The organism is Sphingomonas sp. SAFR-052, assembly GCF_051965015.1.
Lineage (GTDB): Bacteria > Pseudomonadota > Alphaproteobacteria > Sphingomonadales > Sphingomonadaceae > Sphingomonas.
The window spans coordinates 296,413-314,842 of the sequence record NZ_JBQCMO010000001.1; the positions used below are offsets into that span (position 1 = coordinate 296,413).

At 66.6% G+C, this 18,430-nt stretch carries 23 protein-coding genes; 18 read left to right on the top strand and 5 right to left on the bottom strand.

Annotated elements, in window-relative coordinates; translation table 11 throughout:
• The first annotated feature begins 9 nt into the window (after positions 1 to 9).
• From ACTHQV_RS01255 to ruvB, 4 genes are all read left to right on the top strand, one after another.
• Positions 10 to 753: a YebC/PmpR family DNA-binding transcriptional regulator gene (locus ACTHQV_RS01255; RefSeq protein WP_440487982.1), complete on the top strand. Its 744-nt coding sequence runs from the start codon at positions 10 to 12 to the stop codon at positions 751 to 753.
• Positions 754 to 889: 136 nt separating this feature from the next.
• A complete protein-coding gene (gene ruvC, locus ACTHQV_RS01260; RefSeq protein WP_440487983.1) occupies positions 890 to 1,405 on the top strand; it encodes a crossover junction endodeoxyribonuclease RuvC in 516 nt (171 codons plus the stop codon).
• A 117-nt stretch (positions 1,406 to 1,522) separates the two neighbouring features.
• Positions 1,523 to 2,125 carry a Holliday junction branch migration protein RuvA gene (ruvA, locus tag ACTHQV_RS01265; RefSeq protein ID WP_440487984.1) on the top strand — a complete coding sequence of 201 codons (603 nt, stop codon included), beginning with the start codon at positions 1,523 to 1,525 and terminating at the stop codon, positions 2,123 to 2,125.
• A gap of 178 nt (positions 2,126 to 2,303) precedes the next feature.
• Entirely contained in the window at positions 2,304 to 3,323 is a 1,020-nt protein-coding gene (gene ruvB, locus ACTHQV_RS01270; protein WP_440487985.1) for a Holliday junction branch migration DNA helicase RuvB, read from the top strand.
• A 4-nt stretch (positions 3,324 to 3,327) separates the two neighbouring features.
• Here ruvB and ACTHQV_RS01275 read toward each other — a convergent pair whose 3' ends face one another.
• Positions 3,328 to 3,732, bottom strand: coding sequence for a hypothetical protein (locus tag ACTHQV_RS01275; RefSeq protein WP_440487986.1), 405 nt, complete (start codon positions 3,730 to 3,732; stop codon positions 3,328 to 3,330).
• 120 nt (positions 3,733 to 3,852) lie between these two features.
• Between ACTHQV_RS01275 and ybgC the strand changes: the two genes are divergently transcribed.
• From ybgC to pal, 6 genes are all read left to right on the top strand, one after another.
• Positions 3,853 to 4,311, top strand: a complete 459-nt coding sequence (ybgC, locus tag ACTHQV_RS01280) for a tol-pal system-associated acyl-CoA thioesterase (RefSeq protein ID WP_440487987.1) — start codon at positions 3,853 to 3,855, stop codon at positions 4,309 to 4,311.
• The gene (gene tolQ, locus ACTHQV_RS01285) at positions 4,311 to 5,000 is read left to right on the top strand and encodes a protein TolQ (protein WP_440488301.1); all 690 of its coding nucleotides are present in this window, start codon (positions 4,311 to 4,313) and stop codon (positions 4,998 to 5,000) included. The genes ybgC and tolQ overlap by 1 nt, the downstream gene beginning before the upstream one ends.
• A 3-nt stretch (positions 5,001 to 5,003) precedes the next feature.
• Positions 5,004 to 5,435, top strand: a complete 432-nt coding sequence (gene tolR, locus ACTHQV_RS01290) for a protein TolR (protein ID WP_242116003.1) — start codon at positions 5,004 to 5,006, stop codon at positions 5,433 to 5,435.
• A 4-nt stretch (positions 5,436 to 5,439) separates the two neighbouring features.
• A complete protein-coding gene (locus tag ACTHQV_RS01295) occupies positions 5,440 to 6,420 on the top strand; it encodes a cell envelope biogenesis protein TolA (RefSeq protein ID WP_440487988.1) in 981 nt (326 codons plus the stop codon).
• Between the two features lie 13 nt (positions 6,421 to 6,433).
• Entirely contained in the window at positions 6,434 to 7,756 is a 1,323-nt protein-coding gene (gene tolB, locus ACTHQV_RS01300) for a Tol-Pal system beta propeller repeat protein TolB (RefSeq protein WP_440487990.1), read from the top strand.
• 72 nt (positions 7,757 to 7,828) lie between these two features.
• A complete protein-coding gene (pal, locus tag ACTHQV_RS01305) occupies positions 7,829 to 8,356 on the top strand; it encodes a peptidoglycan-associated lipoprotein Pal (RefSeq protein ID WP_440487992.1) in 528 nt (175 codons plus the stop codon).
• Between the two features lie 43 nt (positions 8,357 to 8,399).
• Here pal and ACTHQV_RS01310 read toward each other — a convergent pair whose 3' ends face one another.
• The 3 genes from ACTHQV_RS01310 to ACTHQV_RS01320 form a co-directional block, all read right to left on the bottom strand.
• Positions 8,400 to 9,281 (bottom strand): diguanylate cyclase, encoded by an 882-nt coding sequence (locus ACTHQV_RS01310; protein WP_440487994.1) that lies wholly within the window; start codon positions 9,279 to 9,281, stop codon positions 8,400 to 8,402.
• A gap of 158 nt (positions 9,282 to 9,439) precedes the next feature.
• Positions 9,440 to 11,758 (bottom strand): ATP-dependent Clp protease ATP-binding subunit ClpA, encoded by a 2,319-nt coding sequence (clpA, locus tag ACTHQV_RS01315; RefSeq protein WP_440487995.1) that lies wholly within the window; start codon positions 11,756 to 11,758, stop codon positions 9,440 to 9,442.
• Positions 11,759 to 11,870: 112 nt separating this feature from the next.
• Positions 11,871 to 12,068 carry a DUF1192 domain-containing protein gene (locus tag ACTHQV_RS01320; protein ID WP_345876527.1) on the bottom strand — a complete coding sequence of 66 codons (198 nt, stop codon included), beginning with the start codon at positions 12,066 to 12,068 and terminating at the stop codon, positions 11,871 to 11,873.
• 65 nt (positions 12,069 to 12,133) lie between these two features.
• Here ACTHQV_RS01320 and ACTHQV_RS01325 point away from each other — a divergent pair, with 65 nt between their 5' ends.
• The 4 genes from ACTHQV_RS01325 (at position 12,134) to ACTHQV_RS01340 (ending at position 15,591) form a co-directional block, all read left to right on the top strand.
• Entirely contained in the window at positions 12,134 to 13,141 is a 1,008-nt protein-coding gene (locus ACTHQV_RS01325) for an NAD(P)H-quinone oxidoreductase (protein WP_440487996.1), read from the top strand.
• A 132-nt stretch (positions 13,142 to 13,273) separates the two neighbouring features.
• Positions 13,274 to 13,936: a DUF1013 domain-containing protein gene (locus ACTHQV_RS01330; RefSeq protein ID WP_440488302.1), complete on the top strand. Its 663-nt coding sequence runs from the start codon at positions 13,274 to 13,276 to the stop codon at positions 13,934 to 13,936.
• A gap of 111 nt (positions 13,937 to 14,047) precedes the next feature.
• Entirely contained in the window at positions 14,048 to 14,926 is an 879-nt protein-coding gene (locus tag ACTHQV_RS01335) for a dienelactone hydrolase family protein (protein ID WP_440487997.1), read from the top strand.
• Between the two features lie 41 nt (positions 14,927 to 14,967).
• A complete protein-coding gene (locus ACTHQV_RS01340) occupies positions 14,968 to 15,591 on the top strand; it encodes a glutathione S-transferase family protein (protein ID WP_440487998.1) in 624 nt (207 codons plus the stop codon).
• A gap of 25 nt (positions 15,592 to 15,616) precedes the next feature.
• On the opposite strand, the gene ACTHQV_RS01345 is transcribed toward ACTHQV_RS01340, so the two are convergent.
• The gene (locus tag ACTHQV_RS01345) at positions 15,617 to 16,264 is read right to left on the bottom strand and encodes a peptidylprolyl isomerase (protein WP_440487999.1); all 648 of its coding nucleotides are present in this window, start codon (positions 16,262 to 16,264) and stop codon (positions 15,617 to 15,619) included.
• A gap of 103 nt (positions 16,265 to 16,367) precedes the next feature.
• Here ACTHQV_RS01345 and ACTHQV_RS01350 point away from each other — a divergent pair, with 103 nt between their 5' ends.
• The 4 genes from ACTHQV_RS01350 to rpsG all read left to right on the top strand — a co-directional run bounded on the left by ACTHQV_RS01350 (position 16,368) and on the right by rpsG (position 18,351).
• Entirely contained in the window at positions 16,368 to 16,799 is a 432-nt protein-coding gene (locus ACTHQV_RS01350) for an MAPEG family protein (RefSeq protein WP_440488000.1), read from the top strand.
• A 64-nt stretch (positions 16,800 to 16,863) separates the two neighbouring features.
• Positions 16,864 to 17,136, top strand: coding sequence for a hypothetical protein (locus tag ACTHQV_RS01355; protein ID WP_440488001.1), 273 nt, complete (start codon positions 16,864 to 16,866; stop codon positions 17,134 to 17,136).
• Between the two features lie 275 nt (positions 17,137 to 17,411).
• Positions 17,412 to 17,783 carry a 30S ribosomal protein S12 gene (gene rpsL, locus ACTHQV_RS01360; protein WP_066689749.1) on the top strand — a complete coding sequence of 124 codons (372 nt, stop codon included), beginning with the start codon at positions 17,412 to 17,414 and terminating at the stop codon, positions 17,781 to 17,783.
• Positions 17,784 to 17,880: 97 nt separating this feature from the next.
• Positions 17,881 to 18,351: a 30S ribosomal protein S7 gene (gene rpsG, locus ACTHQV_RS01365; protein ID WP_055763657.1), complete on the top strand. Its 471-nt coding sequence runs from the start codon at positions 17,881 to 17,883 to the stop codon at positions 18,349 to 18,351.
• The last annotated feature ends 79 nt before the right edge of the window (positions 18,352 to 18,430 follow it).

The window sequence follows — 18,430 nt, forward strand, 5'->3', positions numbered from 1 at the left end:
GAGGCACCGATGGCAGGCCATAGCAAATTTAAGAACATCATGCATCGCAAGGGTGCACAGGATAAGAAGCGGTCGGGCATGTTTTCCAAGCTCAGCCGCGAAATCACCGTCGCGGCAAAGATGGGCATGCCTGATCCCGACATGAATCCGCGCCTGCGTGCAGCGGTCAACGCCGCCAAGGCGCAGTCGATGCCCAAGGACAATATCCAGCGCGCGATCGACAAGGCGTCGAAGGGCGACATGGAGAATTACGAGGAAATCCGCTACGAAGGCTTTGGCCCGGCGGGGGTCTCGCTCATCATCGAGGCGCTGTCCGACAACCGCAACCGCACCGCGACCAATGTGCGCACCGCCGTGTCGAAGAACGGCGGCAATCTCGGCACCGCCGGATCGGTCAGCCACGGGTTCGATCGGGTCGGCCTGATCAACTATCCCGCCAAGGCCGGCGATGCCGAAAAGGTGTTCGAGGCGGCGTTGGAAGCCGGTGCCGAGGACGTGACGTCGAGCGAGGACGGCCACGAAATCTGGACCGCGCAGGGCGATCTGCACGAAGTCGCCAAGGCGCTGGAGCCGGTGCTGGGCGAGGCGGAAGGCGCCAAGCTGGCATGGCGTCCGCAGACGATGGTGTCGGTCGGTGAGGAGGATGCGACGACGTTGTTTAAGCTGCTCGACGCGCTCGACGACGATGACGACGTCCAGACCGTGTGGGGCAATTACGAAGTGTCCGACGAGGTCATGGAGAAGCTGGGTTGATCGACCAGATCCTCCCCGGGACGGGGAGGGGGACCGCCGCGAAGCGGTGGTGGAGGGGGATGTCGACGCAGCGCATCGCTTGTGGAGGCCCCCCTCCACCAGCCTGCGGCTGGTCCCCCTCCCCGTGCCGGGGAGGATGGCTTTGCTGATCCTCGGTCTCGATCCCGGTCTCGGTACCACCGGCTGGGGGATCATCCGGGCCGATGGCAACCGCCTGTCGCACATCGCCAACGGCCAAATCCGCACCGATCCTTCGATGCAACTGCCCCGCCGCCTCGCGCTGCTGTTCGGCGCGCTGGGCGAGGTGATCCGCACCGAACGGCCCGATGGCGCGGCGGTCGAGGAGGTGCTGGGCAACAGCAACGCGCAATCGACGCTGAAGCTGGGGCAGGCACGCGGCGTCGTCCTGCTCTCCGCCTCGACCGCAGGGCTCGCGATCGGCGAATATCATCCGAGCATCGTCAAGAAGGCGGTGGTGGGCACCGGCGGCGCGGACAAGAAGCAGATTCAGGCGATGGTCGGCCATTTGCTGCCGGGCGTGAGGCTGTCCGGCCCCGACGCGGCGGACGCGCTGGCGGTGGCCATCACCCATGCCCATCACCTCGCCAGCGCGCAGGCGCGGGCACGGCGTTCGACGGGGATCGGGGCGTGATCCTTGTCGCGCCGTATCCCCGCGCAGGCGGGGATCCAGCGTCACACAGAACCGGCATCGTTTGTCGCCCTGGATCCCCGCCTGCGCGGGGACACGCCGTATCGAAAGAAGTCCCGCATGATCGCCCATCTTAAAGGCACGCTGTCCGTCTCCGGGATCGACCATGCGGTCATCGACGTGAACGGCGTCGGCTATCTGGTCGGCGCGTCGTCGCGCACCTTGCAGGCGCTGGGGCCGGTCGGCGGCAGCGTCACCATCCATACCGAGATGCTGGTCGCCGAGGATTTCATCCGGCTGGTCGGTTTTGCCACCGCGGACGAACGCGACTGGTTCCGCCTGCTGACCGGCGTGCAGGGGGTGGGGGCGCGGGTCGCGCTCGGTATCCTGTCGACGCTGTCGCCCGAGGAGGTCCGCACCGCGATCGCGCGCGGCGACAAGGCCAGCATCGCCCGCGCCAACGGCGTCGGCCCGAAACTGGCGCAGCGTATCGCGATGGAGTTGAAGGACAAGGTCGGCGGCATCGCGATCGGTCCGGGCGTGGGGGCTCCGGCGGCAGGCGGCGACGGGATCGAGGGCGATGCGGTGTCGGCACTGCTGAACCTCGGCTTTCGGCCGGCCGAGGCGGCGACGGCAGTCGGCAAGGCGGCGGAGGAACTGGGCGTCGGCGCCAGCCTCGACGCGCTGGTGCGCCTGGCGCTGCGCAAAGCGTCCCGCACCTAAATCCTCCCCGCTGCGCGGGGAGGGGGACCGCCGCGTAGCGGTGGTGGAGGGGGATGTCCGCGCAACGCAACAGCGCCGTATGCGGATACCCCCCTCCACCAGCTTCGCTGGTCCCCCGCCCCGTGGGAGGATTTGGAACGCGCTTTTCACCGTCGATGCGAACAGCTAGGGAACGCGGGTGACCGACGACCGTATCACCACCCCCATTCGCCGCCCCGACGATGTCGACGCCGCGCTGCGACCGAAAGCGCTCGACGAATTCGTCGGTCAGCAGGCGGCGCGCGAGAATCTGCGCGTGTTCATCGATGCCGCGCGTGGGCGGGGCGACGTGCTCGACCATGTCCTGTTCTTCGGGCCGCCGGGGCTCGGCAAGACCACGCTGGCGCAGATCGTCGCACGCGAAATGGGCGTCGGCTTCCGCGCCACCTCCGGGCCGGTCATCGCCAAGTCGGGCGACTTGGCGGCGCTGCTGACCAATCTCGAGGACGGCGACGTGCTGTTCATCGACGAAATCCACCGCCTCAATCCGGCGGTCGAGGAAGTGCTCTACCCGGCGATGGAGGACCGTGCGCTCGACCTGATGATTGGGGAGGGGCCGTCGGCGCGCAGCGTCCGCATCGACCTGCCGCGCTTCACGTTGGTCGGAGCGACTACGCGGCAGGGGTTGCTGACCACCCCGCTTCGCGACCGGTTCGGCATTCCGGTCCGCCTGCAATTCTACACCGTCGACGAACTGACCCGCGTTGTCACCCGCGCCGCCGGGCTGCTCGGGCTCGGTATCGCGAAGGACGGCGCCACCGAAGTCGCCCGCCGGGCGCGCGGCACGCCGCGGATTGCCGGGCGGCTGCTGCGTCGGGTGCGCGACTTCGCGAATGTCGCAGGGGTCGAGATCGTCGACGCGCGCACCGCCGATGCCGCGCTCAACCGGCTGGAGGTCGATGCCAAGGGGCTCGACGCGATGGACCGGCGCTATCTGACAATGATTGCCGACGTCTATCGCGGCGGGCCGGTCGGCGTCGAGACGTTGGCGGCGGGCCTGTCGGAGCCGCGCGATACGATCGAGGAAGTGATCGAACCCTATCTGATCCAGATCGGCATGATCGCCCGCACCGCGCGTGGGCGGTGTCTTAACGCCGGCGGCTGGAAGCATCTCGGGTTCGAGCCGCCCGCGGGCGTGCAGGACGGGTTGTTCGACTGATCGTTCAGGCGGCCATCGCTTGGGTCAGCCACGCCATCGCCGCCGACCGATTGTCGAACAGGCCATAGCCCGGCGCGGTTCGGCGCGCCTGTTGCTTCAGCAGCGCGCTGCCGAGCAGCACCGCGATCCGGCGCGACCCGATGGTCGGATCGGCGGCCATGCCGGCCAGCGCCGCGAGCGTATCCTGGTTCTGCACCGGGAAATCGAGCAGGTCGAACAGCGTGTGCTGTTGGCCGATGGCGCAGCCGCGCAGCACCAGCCACGGCAACGCCTTGCGCAACGTCGCATCGAACCGCCGCATGGTTGCCAGGTCCCAGAAGCCGCGCATCTGGATTTCGACGAATTTGTCGGGCGCCGACAGCAGGATGGAGAATGCCGGATGTTCGATTCGATGCTGGTTCGGTGACATGGGTACCCCATCCGCCCGCGGCCGTTAACGATCGTCTAAATCGGGTCGTGCCGCCGCCATCGGGTACGCCGGGGACCAACACCCCTTTCCCCGTCCGGTCGCACTGGTTAAAGCGGACAAATGACCGACCCCGACCAGCCGGCCGGCGGCCGCTTCACGGGCGGCACGCATCGCTTTCCCGTTCGCATCTATTTCGAGGACACCGACCTATCGGGCGTCGTCTATCATGCGAATTATCTGCGTTATTTTGAACGGGCGCGCAGCGACATGCTACGGCTCGCCGGTATCGACCAGCGTGCCGCGCACGAAGCGGGCGAGGGCGCCTATGCCGTCCGGTCGATGCAGCTCGATTGGCGGGGGCCGGCGCGGCTGAACGATGCGCTAGTCGTGGTCAGCACCGTCGAGCGCGTGCGGGCGGCAGCGGTCGATATTCATCAGACAGTCATCCGCGACACGCTCTTACTGGCGTCGGCTCGGGTCGAGGTCGCGTTCGTGGCCCCGAACGGCCGTCCGCGTCGTCAGCCGGCCGCATGGGTCGACACCTTCCACAGTTTGGTCGCAACCGAAAAAGGGGCATGATGGACGTACTCGTGAACACCGACGCCGCGACCATGTCGCCGGTCGCGCTCTTCCTCGCCGCCGACTGGGTGGTGAAGGCGGTGATGCTGGGCCTGCTGGCGGCCAGCATCTGGACCTGGGCGATCATTATCGGCTTCCTCGTCCGCGCGCGGAAAGTGCGTCGCGACATCGACCGGTTCGAAACCGACTTCGAACAGGCCGAGGATATCGATGCCTTCCACCGGTTGCAGGGTTCGCGCGACACCGCCATCGCCCGCGTCTTTTCGTCGGGTGTGCGCGAATGGCGGCGCTCGACCGCGTCGAAGCAGATCGACCGCGACGGCACCCGCGAACGCCTTGCCACCGCGATGGCGTCGAGCGTCGCCGATGAAAGCGAGACGCTGGCCGACCGGCTGAACGTGCTGGCGACGGTGGGATCGGTCGCGCCGTTCGTCGGGCTGTTTGGCACCGTCTGGGGGATCATGCGGTCATTCACCGCGATCGCGTCCGAACAGAATACGTCGTTGGCCGTGGTGGCACCGGGCATTGCCGAGGCGCTGTTCGCGACCGCGATTGGCCTGTTCGCGGCGATCCCTGCCGTCATCGCGTACAATCGCTTCAGCCACAGCGTGAACCGGATCGAGGCGCGGCTGAACCGCTTTGCCGATGCGTTCCACGCGACCTTGTCGCGTCAGCTCGAAGGCGTCTGAGCGATGGGCATCAATCTGCCGTCCGCAAAGGGGAAAGGGCGTCGCGCGCCGATGGCGGAGATCAACGTCACGCCATTGGTCGACGTGATGCTAGTGTTGCTCATCATCTTCATGGTTACCGCGCCGCTGATGACCGCCGGCGTGCCGGTCAACCTGCCCGACAGCCGCGCCAAGGCCGTCGAACAGACGCAACAGCCGGTGACGCTGTCGATCGATGCGGATGGGCGGACCTATATCGACGATGCCGAGGTGTCGGCGGACAATCTGCCCGGCGAACTGGAAAAGATCGCGGCGGCGGGTGCCGGGGCGACCGAGCCGCGCCAGGTGATGCTGCGCGCCGATCGCACGCTCGATTACGGCCGCGTCAATGGCGTGCTGGGCGAATTGAACCGCGCGGGGCTGAACCGGGTGTCGCTCATCAGCGTGGCGCAATAACGCGATGCAGAAGGCGGAGAAGATCGGGCTTGGCGTTGCGGTTGCGGGACATGCCGTCCTGTTCGGCCTGCTGTCGGTCGGTTTTCTCGCCACACCGAACCCGGTGAAGTTGAAGAACGCGCCGATGGACGTGAGCTTCGCCGAAGACGTCGCCGCCGAACAGTCGTCGCCGCAGCAGACCGAAGCGCCGGCAGTGAGCCAGGCGCCCGACACCGGCGCGCCGGAGGATGCCGCGCCGCCCGAGGCGGTCGAGGAGCCGACTCCGGAACCCGCACCCGCGCCTCCCGCACCGGCGCCACGTCCGCAACCGGCTCCCCGGCCGGAACCGAAGCCAGCGCCAAAGCCGGCCCCGGCACCCAAACCCGTGCCGAAGCCGGTTCCCAAGCCTGTGCCGAAGCCCGCCCCTGCGCCGAAGCCCGAACCGAAGCCTGCCCCGGCCAAGCAACCTGCGCGCCCTGCGCCAGCACCGGCGCGGCCCGCGCCTGCTGCTAAAGCCCCTGCAAAACCGGCACCGGCCAAGCCTGCGGCGACCAAGGGGCAGGGGACCAACGCGCAGGCGACCGCACCCCGCCCCCGCGGCGGACGGCTTGGCGACAATTTCCTGAAGGGCATCGCCGACACCCCCAAGCCGGGCAAGGCGGAAACGCCACGCGGCACGGCGGTCAGCGCGCAGTCGGTGGCCGGACTCGCCAGCGCGATCCAGCGGCAGGTCCAGCCCTGCGCCAACAAGATTCCCAACCCGGGCCCCGGCGCGAACCAGATCCGGTCGAAAATTCGCCTGCAGATGCGCGCCGACGGTACGCTCGCCGCGCGGCCGCAATTGCGCGGCCAGACCGGGGTCGATGGCGAAAATGAACGCTATGCGCAGCGCGTGTCCGAACTGGCCATCGCCGCACTGATCCAGTGCGCGCCCTATGAACTTCCGGCGGAACTGTACGAAGGCGGCTGGAAGGATATCATCATCAACTACAAACTGCCCGGCTGACCGGAGAGGATTTATGCGGAAACTGACCCTGGCTCTTGGTGCGGCGCTCGCCAGCGTGCTGGTCGCGCCCGCCGCATTCGCGCAGGTCGAGGTGGATATCGAGGGCGGCATTTCCGAACCGCTGCCGATCGCGGTGCCGGTGATGCCGACGCCGCAGGTCGCATCGACCCCGGCGGGATCGACCGACGCGCTCGGGCGGCAACTTGCGGAGATCGTTGCGGGCGATCTGCGCAATTCGGGTCTGTTCAAGCCGGCCGGTCCCGCCGGGCTGCCCGCGGTCGCGATGGCACAGGTTCAGTCGCCCGACTATGCGGTGTGGAGTGGTGCGCAGGCGCTGGTGCAGGGCTATGTGCGGGCCGAGGCGAACGGCACGCTGACCATCGGCTGCTACCTCTACGACACGTTCGGCCGCACCGAACTGACGCGGCAGGGCTTCAACGTGCCGCCGGCCGAATGGCGTCGCGCCGCGCACAAATGCGCCGATGCAGTTTACACGCGTCTGTCGGGCGAGGGACCGTATTTCGACAGCCGCATCGTCTATGTCAGCGAGACCGGGCCGAAGGGCAAGCGGATCAAGCGGCTGGCGATCATGGATCAGGACGGGGCCAATCATCGCTTCCTGACCAACGGCCAGTCGATCGTGCTGACGCCGCGCTTCGCGCCGAACCAGCAGTCGATCGTCTATATGAGCTATGTCAACGAACGGCCGGCGATCTACATTCTCGACCTCGGCACCGGGCGGCAGCGGTTGCTGGTGCAGAATGCGTCGCTGACCTTCGCGCCGCGCTTCTCGCCCGATGGCCGCTATGTCCTGTTCTCAATGGCGCAGGCGGGCAATACCGATATCTATCGCGTGCCGGCCGGCGGCGGCAGTCCGCAGCGATTGACCAACGCACCCGGCATCGACACCGGCGGCAGCTATTCGCCCGATGGGTCGAAGATCGTGTTCGAAAGCGACCGGTCGGGCACGCAGCAGCTCTATGTCATGAACGCCGACGGATCGAACCAGCAGCGGATCAGCTTTGGCGGCGGTCGCTATGCCACGCCGGTGTGGAGCCCGCGCGGCGACCTAGTCGCGTTCACCCGGCAGGGCGGTGGATCGTTCCGCATCGGCATCATGTCGCCCTCGGGCGGCGGCGAGAAGCTGTTGAGCGATGCCTGGGGCGACGAGGGGCCGAGCTGGTCGCCCAATGGCCGCGTGCTCACCTTCTTCCGCAGTGCGCAGGGGTCGGGCAAGACGCAGGTCTGGTCGGTCGACCTGACCGGATCGAACATCCGCCGCATTCCGACTGCGCTCGACGGGTCGGACCCGAGCTGGGGGCCGATCCGGCCCTGACGGTTTCACCAACGGGGGCAAATCCGTTACAGGGGCATTGTAGCGGGTGCGACACGACCAAGGGAGGTTTTGATGAGCAAGATTTCGACCACGCTGATCGTCGGCGCGGCATTGCTGGCAACCGCCGGCTGCGCCAAGAAGCGCCCCGAGGTGCTGCCGCCGGCACCGGGCCAGACGGTCGATCCGAACGCCGGCACCGGCGGGACCGGGACGGGCACCGGCACCACCGGCGTCGTGCCGGGATCGCGCGCCGATTTCCAGCAGTCGGTAGCTAGCGACACGATCAATTTCGGCCTCGACCAATATGATATCGACGCATCGGCCCGCGCGGTGCTCGACAGCCAGGCACAATGGCTGGCGCGCTATCCCAATGTCCGCGTGACGATCGAGGGGCATTGCGACGAGCGCGGCACCCGCGAATACAACCTCGCGCTGGGCGACCGCCGCGCCAACGCGGCGGCCAGCTATTTGGCGACGCGTGGCATCTCGCCGTCGCGGATCACCACGATCAGCTATGGCAAGGAACGCCCGCTGGCGCTCGGTTCTGACGAGGGCGCGTGGGCGCAGAACCGCCGTGCCGTAACGGTGGTGTTGCAGTAATCCGTAGACGCCTGTCCGGCCATGACAGCGGCCGGACAGGCAGTCAGCTGGCGAGTTTCAGCCGCCCGCGCCCGGCCGCCTTGGCGGCATAGAGCGCCTGGTCTGCCCGGGTGTAGACGGTGGAAATTGTGTCCTTGGCAGCGACCTCGGTCAGGCCGGCCGAAAAATCGACGCGGTAGCTGGGCTGGGCGGCGACCATCGACCGTGCCGCGATCCGCTGGCGCAGCAGTGCCACGACGCGCTCCGCCTCCGCGACCGACTGGTCGGGAAAGATAATTAGAAATTCCTCCCCGCCGATCCGACCGAACGCGTCGCAGGTCCGCAGTTCGGCGCGGATCGTCCGAGCAACTTCGCGCAACACCGCGTCGCCCGCGACATGGCCGAACCGGTCGTTGATCCGTTTGAAATAGTCGAGATCGATCAGCACCGTGGTCGCCTCGCCCGCAAGCCCGGCGGCGATCGCGTCGATCCGTTCACCCAGCAGTTGCATGATATGCGCCCGGTTCGACACGCCGGTCAGCGGATCGGTCGCCGCGCTTCTCAGCGCGACATCGCGTTCCTGCCGCAAGGTGCGTTCGCTCTGGCCCAGCCGCGTGATATCGAGCGCGGTGAACAAGATATGTCCATCGGCCGTGGTCTGCTCGACGATGTGCAGCCACGTCCCGTCATGCATGTCGGTTTCGATCGACGTCATGGCAGACTTGCCCCGCCGCGATAGGGCCGAGCACAGCCAGTTTTCGAAGTCGTCGTGCGCGACCACCGGCCCGCGCCGAAGACGATGGTTGCGGCGCATCAGCGTGACCCAGTCGATCTTTTCGTCGGGTTCGAGGAAGAAGGTGCGGCGATAGGATGGGTTGGCGAACAGGATCGTGCCGTTGGGATCGTAGAGCGCGATCATGGCTTCGGCTTGGCCGACACCTTCCATAAGCTTTGCGATAGTGAGCGGCACGATTCCGTTCCAGCGGACGATGGCGGCTACCCCCCGGCGGCCCCTTCATCTGCTGTATAGTGACGATGTATTATATATTGATTAAGGTTAAGAAATGCTCCGTCGGGTGGGTCCCGACGGAGCGTTTTATTGGGTCAGGCTTCGGCGGACGCCTTTGCTTTGCCGCCCTTGCGCGGCTTCTTCGGTGCGGCCGGCGTGATTTCGAACGCCAGAGCATTGTCCTTCAGCGTGACGCTCACCTCGCCGCCATGGACCAGCTTGCCGAACAGCAGTTCTTCGGCCAGCGGCTGCTTAATCTTGTCCTGGATCAGGCGACCCATCGGACGTGCACCGTACAGCTTGTCATAGCCCTTTTCGGTCAGCCACGTTTTGGCGGCTTCGTCGAGGCGGATATGGACGCTGCGATCAGCCAGTTGCAGTTCGAGCTGGAGGATGAACTTGTCAACCACCCGCGCGACGACCTCGGGCGGGAGGTAGCCGAACGGCACGATCGCATCCAACCGGTTGCGGAATTCCGGCGTGAACAGCTTGCGCACCGCCTCTTCCTGCACGTCCTCGCGATCGATCTGGCCGAAGCCGATCGATTCCTTGGCCATGTCCGACGCGCCCGCATTGGTCGTCATGATGAGGATGACGTTGCGGAAATCGACGGTCTTGCCGTGGTGGTCGGTCAGCTTCCCGTTGTCCATCACCTGCAACAGGATGTTGAACAGGTCGGGATGCGCCTTCTCGATCTCGTCGAGCAGCAGGACGCAATGCGGCTGCTGGTCGATCGCGTCGGTCAACAGACCGCCCTGGTCATAGCCGACATAGCCCGGCGGGGCACCGATCAGACGGCTGACCGAATGGCGCTCCATATATTCCGACATGTCGAAACGCTGGAGCGGAATGCCCATGATCTCCGACAGTTGCCGCGCGACCTCGGTTTTGCCCACCCCGGTAGGACCGGTGAACAGGTAATTGCCGATCGGCTTGTCCGGATCGCGCAGGCCCGCGCGCGACAACTTGATCGCCGAGGACAGCGCCTTGATCGCATCGTCCTGCCCGAACACCACCCGCTTCAGGTCCAGTTCGAGATTGGCGAGCACGCGCGTATCGTCGGTCGACACCGTCTTCGGCGGGATGCGCGCCATCGTCGCGATGACCGCCTCGATCTCCTTCGACGTGATCGTCTTCTTCCGCTTGGGTGCTGGCACCAGCATCTGCATCGCGCCGACTTCGTCGATCACGTCGATCGCCTTGTCGGGCAGCTTGCGGTCGTTGATGTAGCGTGCCGACAATTCCACCGCCGACTTGATTGAATCGGGGGTGTATTTGACCTTGTGATGTTCCTCGAACGCAGTGCGCAGCCCGGTCAGGATCTTGATCGTGTCCTCGACCGTCGGTTCGTTCACGTCGATCTTCTGGAACCGGCGCAGCAGTGCGCGATCCTTTTCGAAGTGGTTGCGGAACTCCTTGTAGGTCGTCGAGCCGATGCAGCGGATCTGCCCGCCCGACAAAGCAGGCTTGAGCAGGTTCGACGCGTCCATCGCCCCGCCGCTAGTCGCGCCAGCGCCGATGACGGTGTGGATTTCGTCGATGAACAGCACCGCGTGGGGCAGTTTTTCGAGCTCGGTCACGACCTGCTTCAACCGCTCCTCGAAGTCGCCGCGATAGCGGGTGCCGGCGAGCAGCGCGCCCATGTCGAGCGAATAGATCACTGCAGGCAACAGCACTTCGGGCACGTCGCCCTCGACGATCTTGCGCGCCAGCCCTTCGGCGATCGCGGTCTTGCCGACGCCCGGATCACCGACATAGAGCGGGTTGTTCTTCGAGCGGCGGCACAGGATCTGAACCGTGCGATCGACCTCGGCCGACCGTCCGATCAGCGGATCGACCTTGCCGGTCTTCGCCTTCTCGTTGAGGTCGACGCAGAACTGCTTGAGCGCGCTCTCGCCCTTGCCCTTTTCGGCAGCCTTGGGCGCTTCCTTTTCCTCGGCACCCTTGGGCGTCGGGGTTTCGGTGGCGGTCGATCCGCCTTTGCCGACACCGTGGCTGATGAAGCTGACCGCGTCGAGCCGGCTCATATCCTGCTGCTGCAGGAAATAGACGGCATAGGTCTCACGCTCGCTGAACATCGCGACCAGGACATTGGCGCCGGTCACCTCGTCGCGGCCCGACGACTGGACGTGCAGGATCGCGCGCTGCACCACGCGCTGGAAGCTGCTGGTCGGCGACGGATCGGTCGTAGCGTCCAGTTTGAACGTGTCGAGTTCGGTGTCGAGATAATGGGCGACGGTGGTCCGCAGCTCGTCGAGTTCGACGCCGCAGCCGGTCATCACCTTCGCCGCGTCCGGATCGTCGGTCAGCGCGAAGAGCAGATGTTCGAGCGTCGCATATTCGTGCCGGCGCGAGGATGCGGCCTCGAGCGCCTTGTGCAGCGTGGATTCCAATGCGGATGCGAAGGATGGCATTCAATTCACTCCGGTCGGCCGGCGAGAACGCGCCGGCCCTGCGTCCCGGTGTCCCGGGTCTTCCACCATGTCGGTATGCCGCCGCCCGGCATCAAGCGGGGGGCGGAACATCTCATGACCGGAACAGCGCATCGGCGCTGGCCCGGTGGCTGCGCGCCGCGTCGATTCGCGCACGGCATCGCGCGATTTCGCCTTCCAGCGCGGCGATTCGCGCGGTCAGCTCGTCTTGTGACAACGGGTCGAGATCCTCGCGCAACAGCATGGCGAGCAGGTTGCCACGAACATGGTTAACATTTTCGTCGGGTTCCATCGCGATGCAGCGTTGACCCTGTGGCCGACGATGTCAATAACGCCGCCGTGCAGGGGAAATACTATATGGATGTACCAGCGGCGATGCGTGCGATCGATCCGGCCGAACCGGGCGGACCGGAAGTGCTGACGGTCGTCGAACGCCCGACGCCGCGCCCGGCACCGGGCGAGGTGCTGATCCGTATCGCCGCCGCCGGGGTCAACAGGCCCGACGTCCTGCAACGCACCGGCGGCTATCCGCCACCGCCCGGCGCCTCGTCCATCCCCGGTCTGGAGATTGCGGGCGAGGTCATAGGCTTGGGCGAGGGGGTCGAGCCGCACTGGCTGGGCCAGCCGGTCTGCGCGCTGCTGGCGGGCGGGGGCTATGCCGAATATGCGACGGTCCCGGCCGGCCAGTGCCTGCCCGTGCCCCGGGCGCTGTCGATGGTCGAGGCGGCGGCGCTGCCCGAAACGCTGTTCACCGTGTGGACCAATTTGTTCGAGCGCGGCTATGCGGCGGAGGGCGACACGGTCCTGGTCCATGGCGGCACCAGCGGCATCGGCACGATGGCGATCCTGCTCGGGCGCGTGTTCGGCCTCGACGTGATTGTCACCGTCGGCAGCGATTTGAAGGCCCGCGCCGCGCTCGACCTCGGCGCTGCGCACGCCATCAACTACCGCAGCGAGGATTTCGTCGCGCGCGTCGCCGAGATCACCGGCGGCAAGGGCGTCAGCGTCGTGCTCGACATGGTCGGCGGCGACTATGTGCCGCGCAACATCAAATGTCTGGCCGAGGATGGCCGCCACGTCTCGATCGCGGTGCAGGGCGGGGCCAGCGCCACCGTGCCGCTCTGGGATATCATGCGCCGCCGCCTGACGCTGACCGGATCGACACTGCGGGCGCGCGATGCGGCGTTCAAGGAAATGGTCGCCGACGAACTGTCGCGCACCGTATGGCCGCATGTCGAGGCGGGGCGGTTGCGCCCGGTGATCGACAAGACCTTTCCGCTCGACCGCGCGGACGAGGCGCATCGGCGGATGGAGGCGGGCGACCATGTCGGCAAGATCGTACTGACGGTCGCCGACGCCGGTTGAAGCGCGCCGCAAACGCCCAAATCCCGCGACCGCTTGCCCTTTGCGGCCAGCGGTACTAAGTCCGTATCCAACGTGGCCGCCCGGTTTGGGCGGCCCTTTCTATTTCGGAGACCCGTCGTGGCCCAGCCGCTGATGCCGCACGCGACCGCTTCCTGGCTGGTCGACAACACCGCCTTGTCCTTTCCGCAGATCGCCGACTTTTGCGGTCTGCACGTCCTCGAGGTGCAGGCGATCGCCGACGATACCGCCGCGACCAAGCTGACCGGTCGCGATCCGGTGCGCGCGCACGAACTGACGATGGAAGAGATCGAGAAGGGGCAGAAGAACCCCGACTACCGCTTGGTCATGCAGAAGGGCCCCGAACAGGTCCGCCGGACCAAGGGCCCGCGCTATACCCCGGTCAGCAAGCGGCAGGACAAGCCGGACGGTATCGCGTGGATCATCCGCAACCATCCGGAAATCAGCGACGGCGCGATCGGCAAGCTGATCGGCACCACCCGCACGACCATCGCCGCGATCCGCGACCGTACCCATTGGAACATCGGCAACATCGTGCCGAAGGACCCGGTCACGCTGGGTCTCTGCTCGCAGCGCGAACTCGATGCGCTGGTCGGCAAGGCGGCGAAGGCCGCCGGGATCGAGGCCCCGACCGACACCCGTCTGGAGGGGGACCGCGAGGCACTGATCGAACAGCTGCGCAACGAACGGACCCAGGCCGCGCGCGACGCCGAATTGGCCGAGCGCGGCGAACAGCCGGAATCGGCAAGCGCGTTCTTCGATCCGTTCAAGCGCTGATCCGCACCCGAACGTACCCTGCGGCCCGGTCGCTCGTGTCGAGCGGCCGGGCCGTTTGCGTATCGGGGTCAATCGGTTAGGCTGGCACCGTCCCACCGGGAGTGAGCAGCCATGTCCGACCTTCGTGCCCGCGCGATCGCGCTTTACGACGCCTTTACCCACGAGCATCGCGACCGGCGTGCCTTCATGGCGGAAATGGTGGCGCTGGCCGGATCGGCCGCCGCTGCCGAGGCGCTGATCGCGGGCATCGCCGCCTCGCCGGCTGCCGCGCAACAGATCGCACCGGCCGACCCCCGGCTCGACACTGCGAAGCGCAGCGGCACCGAAGCGGGCAAACCGGCTACCGCCTATTTCGCTGCGCCCAAGGGCATGCAGCAGCCATTGCCGGTCGTGCTGGTCATCCACGAAAATCGCGGGCTGAACGCGCATATCGAGGATGTCGCGCGCCGCGTCGCGCTGGCCGGCTTCCGTGCGATCGCCCCGGATTTCCTCGCGCCGCAGGGGGGCACGCCTGCCGACGAGGATCGCGCCCGCGAACTGATCGGGACGATCGACTATGACCTTGCTTTGGCGCAGGCGAAGTCGTTCCTTGCCAAGGCGTGCGGCGAGCGCGGGGGAGCGCGGACCGGCGCGGTCGGCTTCTGCTGGGGCGGGGCGTTCGTCAATCGGCTGGCGGTCGCCGATCCGGCATTGACCGCGGGCGTGAGCTATTACGGCCCGGCCCCCGATCCGGCGGAGGCAAGCAAGGTCCGCGCCGCGCTGCTCCTGCAACTCGCTGAGAAGGATGCGCGCGTGAACGCGACGGCCCTTCCCTGGGGCGAGGCGCTGCGCAAGGCGGGCAAGGATGCGACGACCCATGTCTATCCGGGGGTGGACCATGCCTTCAACAACGATACCTCGGCGATGCGCTACGACGCGGCGGCGGCGAAGCTGGCATGGGAGCGGACGACCGCGTTCCTGCACCGCGAACTTGACGCGAAACGTGCCTAGGTTCTATCTTTGTTCCTGACGAATCGCAGGGGAGATGCACGATGGCCGGACTGACGCTCTACACCAACCCGATGTCGCGTGGGCGGATCGCGCGGTGGATGCTGGAGGAGGTCGGTGCCGATTACGACGTCGAAATGCTCGGCTATGGCGGGACGATGAAGGCCGATGCCTATCTGGCGATCAATCCGATGGGCAAGGTGCCGGCGATCGTCCATGACGGGCGCGTCGTCACCGAATGCGCCGCGATCTGCGCCTATCTCGCTGATGCTTTTCCCGCCGCTGGCCTTGCGCCGACGGCGGAGGAGCGCGCCGATTATTATCGCTGGGTGTTCTTCGCCGCCGGGCCGCTCGAACAGGCGGTCACCAACCGGTCGCTGGGGGTGATGCCGACGGCAGACCAGCAGCAGATGGTTGGTTATGGCGACTATGACCGGGTGGTGTCGGTACTCGCAGCCGCGGTGTCGGCGCACCCCTATATCGCGGGCGAGCGCTTCACCGCCGCCGACGTCTATGTCGGGTCGCATGTGATGTGGGGTGCGCAGTTCGGTACGCTGCCGAAGCTGGACGCCTTCATGGCCTATGTCGGGCGCCTCGCCGATCGACCGGCGCATGTGCGGGCGAGCGAACTGGACGATGCGGCAATGGCGGAGATGCAGGCGGCTTGAGCCGTCCTGCCGGGTCGGACCACCCCTACCGCTTGATGTCGATCAGCCACGGCTTCGGTCCGCCGGTCGGTTTCGGCGTCCCGTCCAGCCGCCTTGCGCGCACGATGCGGACCGGGTCGAGAATCATCTGCCCCTTCATCGCGTCCGACCCGCCGCCGGTCGGTTTGGCGAGGATGCGCTTGACCGTCGCCATGCCGCCGACGACCCGGCCGAACGCGGCATAGCCGGGGAAGTCGCCCTTGGCGTCCATGCTCGGCATCGCGCCGACCAGCAGCACGAAATTGCCGCCCGCGGAATTGGGTTCGGGCCGCCGCGCCATCGAGATCGCGCCGTCGACATGGCGGACGCCGGTCCGGTCGGTCCGTTCGTGCGGGAAGGGTGGCAGGATGCGCCGTGCATCGGTGCGGATACCGCCCTGCACGAAGCCGAGCGACGGTTCGGCCTTGCGCCGTGCCGAGCGGTAGAAGACCGTGCCGTCGAACCGCCCGTCATCGACATAGGCGAGGAAGTTCCTGGAGGTCGCGGGCGCGCGCTTCACGTCGAGCGCGACGACGATCGGTCCGGCCGAGGTGTCGAACCGGACCCGGACATAGCCGGGCGTCGCACGAATGGCGGACTGGGCGGAAGCCGGCGCGGCAAAGGCCAGCAGCAACAGGGCAAGCAGGATACGCATCGCCGCTTCCTATCGCCCGACGCCGCGCGGCGAAAGCGCGCGGATCCGCTATACGCCACCGGTCCGCTGCGATAGACCCTCCGCCGCGACAACGGGGGTGGCGATGATGATGACGCGGGCGATCCTGTGGCCCACCTTTGCACTGGTCGCGCTGATCTTCGCGATCAGCATCACGCTGCTGCTCGGGCGGATCGGCCATATGCGCCGCCAACCACCGACCGCGCGCGACGTTGCCGATGTGGAGGCGAGTCGTGCCTATTTTCGCTCGGTCGAACGGCCCGCGGCGAATCTGGCCAATCTGTTCGAACTGCCGGTACTGTATTTCGCACTGGTGCCCCTGCTGCTGCTGACCGGGCTTGCCGGGCTAGCGCAGGTGACGCTCGCCTGGATCTATGTCGCGCTGCGTGCCGGGCACAGCATCGCGCATATCGTCGGGCGGGTGCGGCTGCGATTCGCGCTGTTCCTCGCCTCGACCGGCATTCTCGCCGCGATGTGGATCGGCTTCGCGATCGATATCGGCTTCTCGGCGCGGTGACGGACGCAGGCGGAACGGGGCGGGGGTTGTGACGTTGACCGGCGAACCCTTCTCGGAGACTGCCATGACCCGCTTCGCCGCTGCCGCCGCTCTGCCCGTCTTCGCGCTGCTCGGTGCGTGTGGCGGGCAGGAGATCACGACGACCAACGACGCGAACGTCGTGTCGAACGACGTCTATGCCAATGCCGCCTTCCGCAACGACGGCGAAGTCGGCAACGAGATGATTGCGATCAACCCGATGGAAACCGAGGCCAATTCGGTGACGACCGCCGGGGACGCGATGATGGGCAACACCCCCGATGCGATGAACGCGACGATGGGCAACACCGCCAACTGACGCATCGGCACGGGGCCGGACCGACGGGCGGCGCGGGGCATCCCCTCGCGTCGCCCGTTTGCGTAGTGGTCCCATTGACCGGGGCAGGGCGCGTCTGTATAGGCCGCGCGTCCCGCTGGGTCGGCGTCGTAGCCGTCACTGGCCTGCATGTGGGTTCAAAGAGCTGAACATTGCTGGAGACATCGGCCCCGAGGGTTCATTACCCACGTGGCCTTTGCGCATTTCTGACAGGAACGGCTCCGGCAAAGTAACCGCAAGATAAGGTGAAGGGCTTCATGCCGACGATCAACCAGCTGGTCCGCAAGGGCCGCGAACCGCAGAAGGCCAAGTCGAAGGTCCCTGCGATGGACCAGAACCCGCAGAAGCGCGGTGTCTGCACCCGCGTCTACACGACGACCCCGAAGAAGCCGAACTCGGCGCTGCGCAAGGTGGCCAAGGTCCGCCTGACCAACAGCCGCGAAGTCATCAGCTACATTCCGGGTGAAGGCCACAACCTCCAGGAGCACTCGGTCGTGCTGATCCGCGGCGGTCGTGTGCGCGATCTTCCCGGCGTTCGCTACCACGTCCTGCGCGGCGTGCTCGATACGCAGGGTGTCAAGGATCGCCGCCAGTCGCGTTCGAAGTACGGCGCCAAGCGTCCGAAGTGATCCCGTGCCGCGCGTGACCCGCGCGGCCTGAGGTCCACCTACCCCCAGTAAGCCCCGGACGGGTTCCGGAACCGGCTGAAGATTGAAGGAATATCTGATGGCTCGTCGTCGTCGTCCCGAAAAGCGGGAAATCCTGCCTGATCCCGTATACGGGGATGAGGTTCTGACCAAGTTCATGAATTCGGTGATGCTGGACGGCAAGAAGTCCGTCGCCGAAGGCATCGTCTATTCGGCATTCGAAACCGTCGAGAGCCGCGCGAAGCGCGATCCGCTGGGCGTGTTCCACGATGCGCTGAACAACGTGAAGCCGAACATCGAAGTTCGCAGCCGCCGGGTCGGCGGTGCGACCTACCAGGTGCCGGTCGAAGTCCGCTTCGAACGTGCCCAGGCGCTGGCGATCCGCTGGTTGATCGCTTCGGCCCGCAACCGCAGCGAGAACACCATGTCGGCACGCCTGTCGGGCGAGCTGATGGACGCTGCCAACAACCGCGGCAACGCGGTGAAGAAGCGCGAAGACACGCACCGCATGGCGGAAGCGAACCGCGCCTTCTCGCACTACCGCTGGTAAGCCGAGGCGGTGGCTTTTCACCGCTGACGCAACCGACTATATCGTGGGGAGCGGGCGTCATGCCTCGCTCCCCACATTG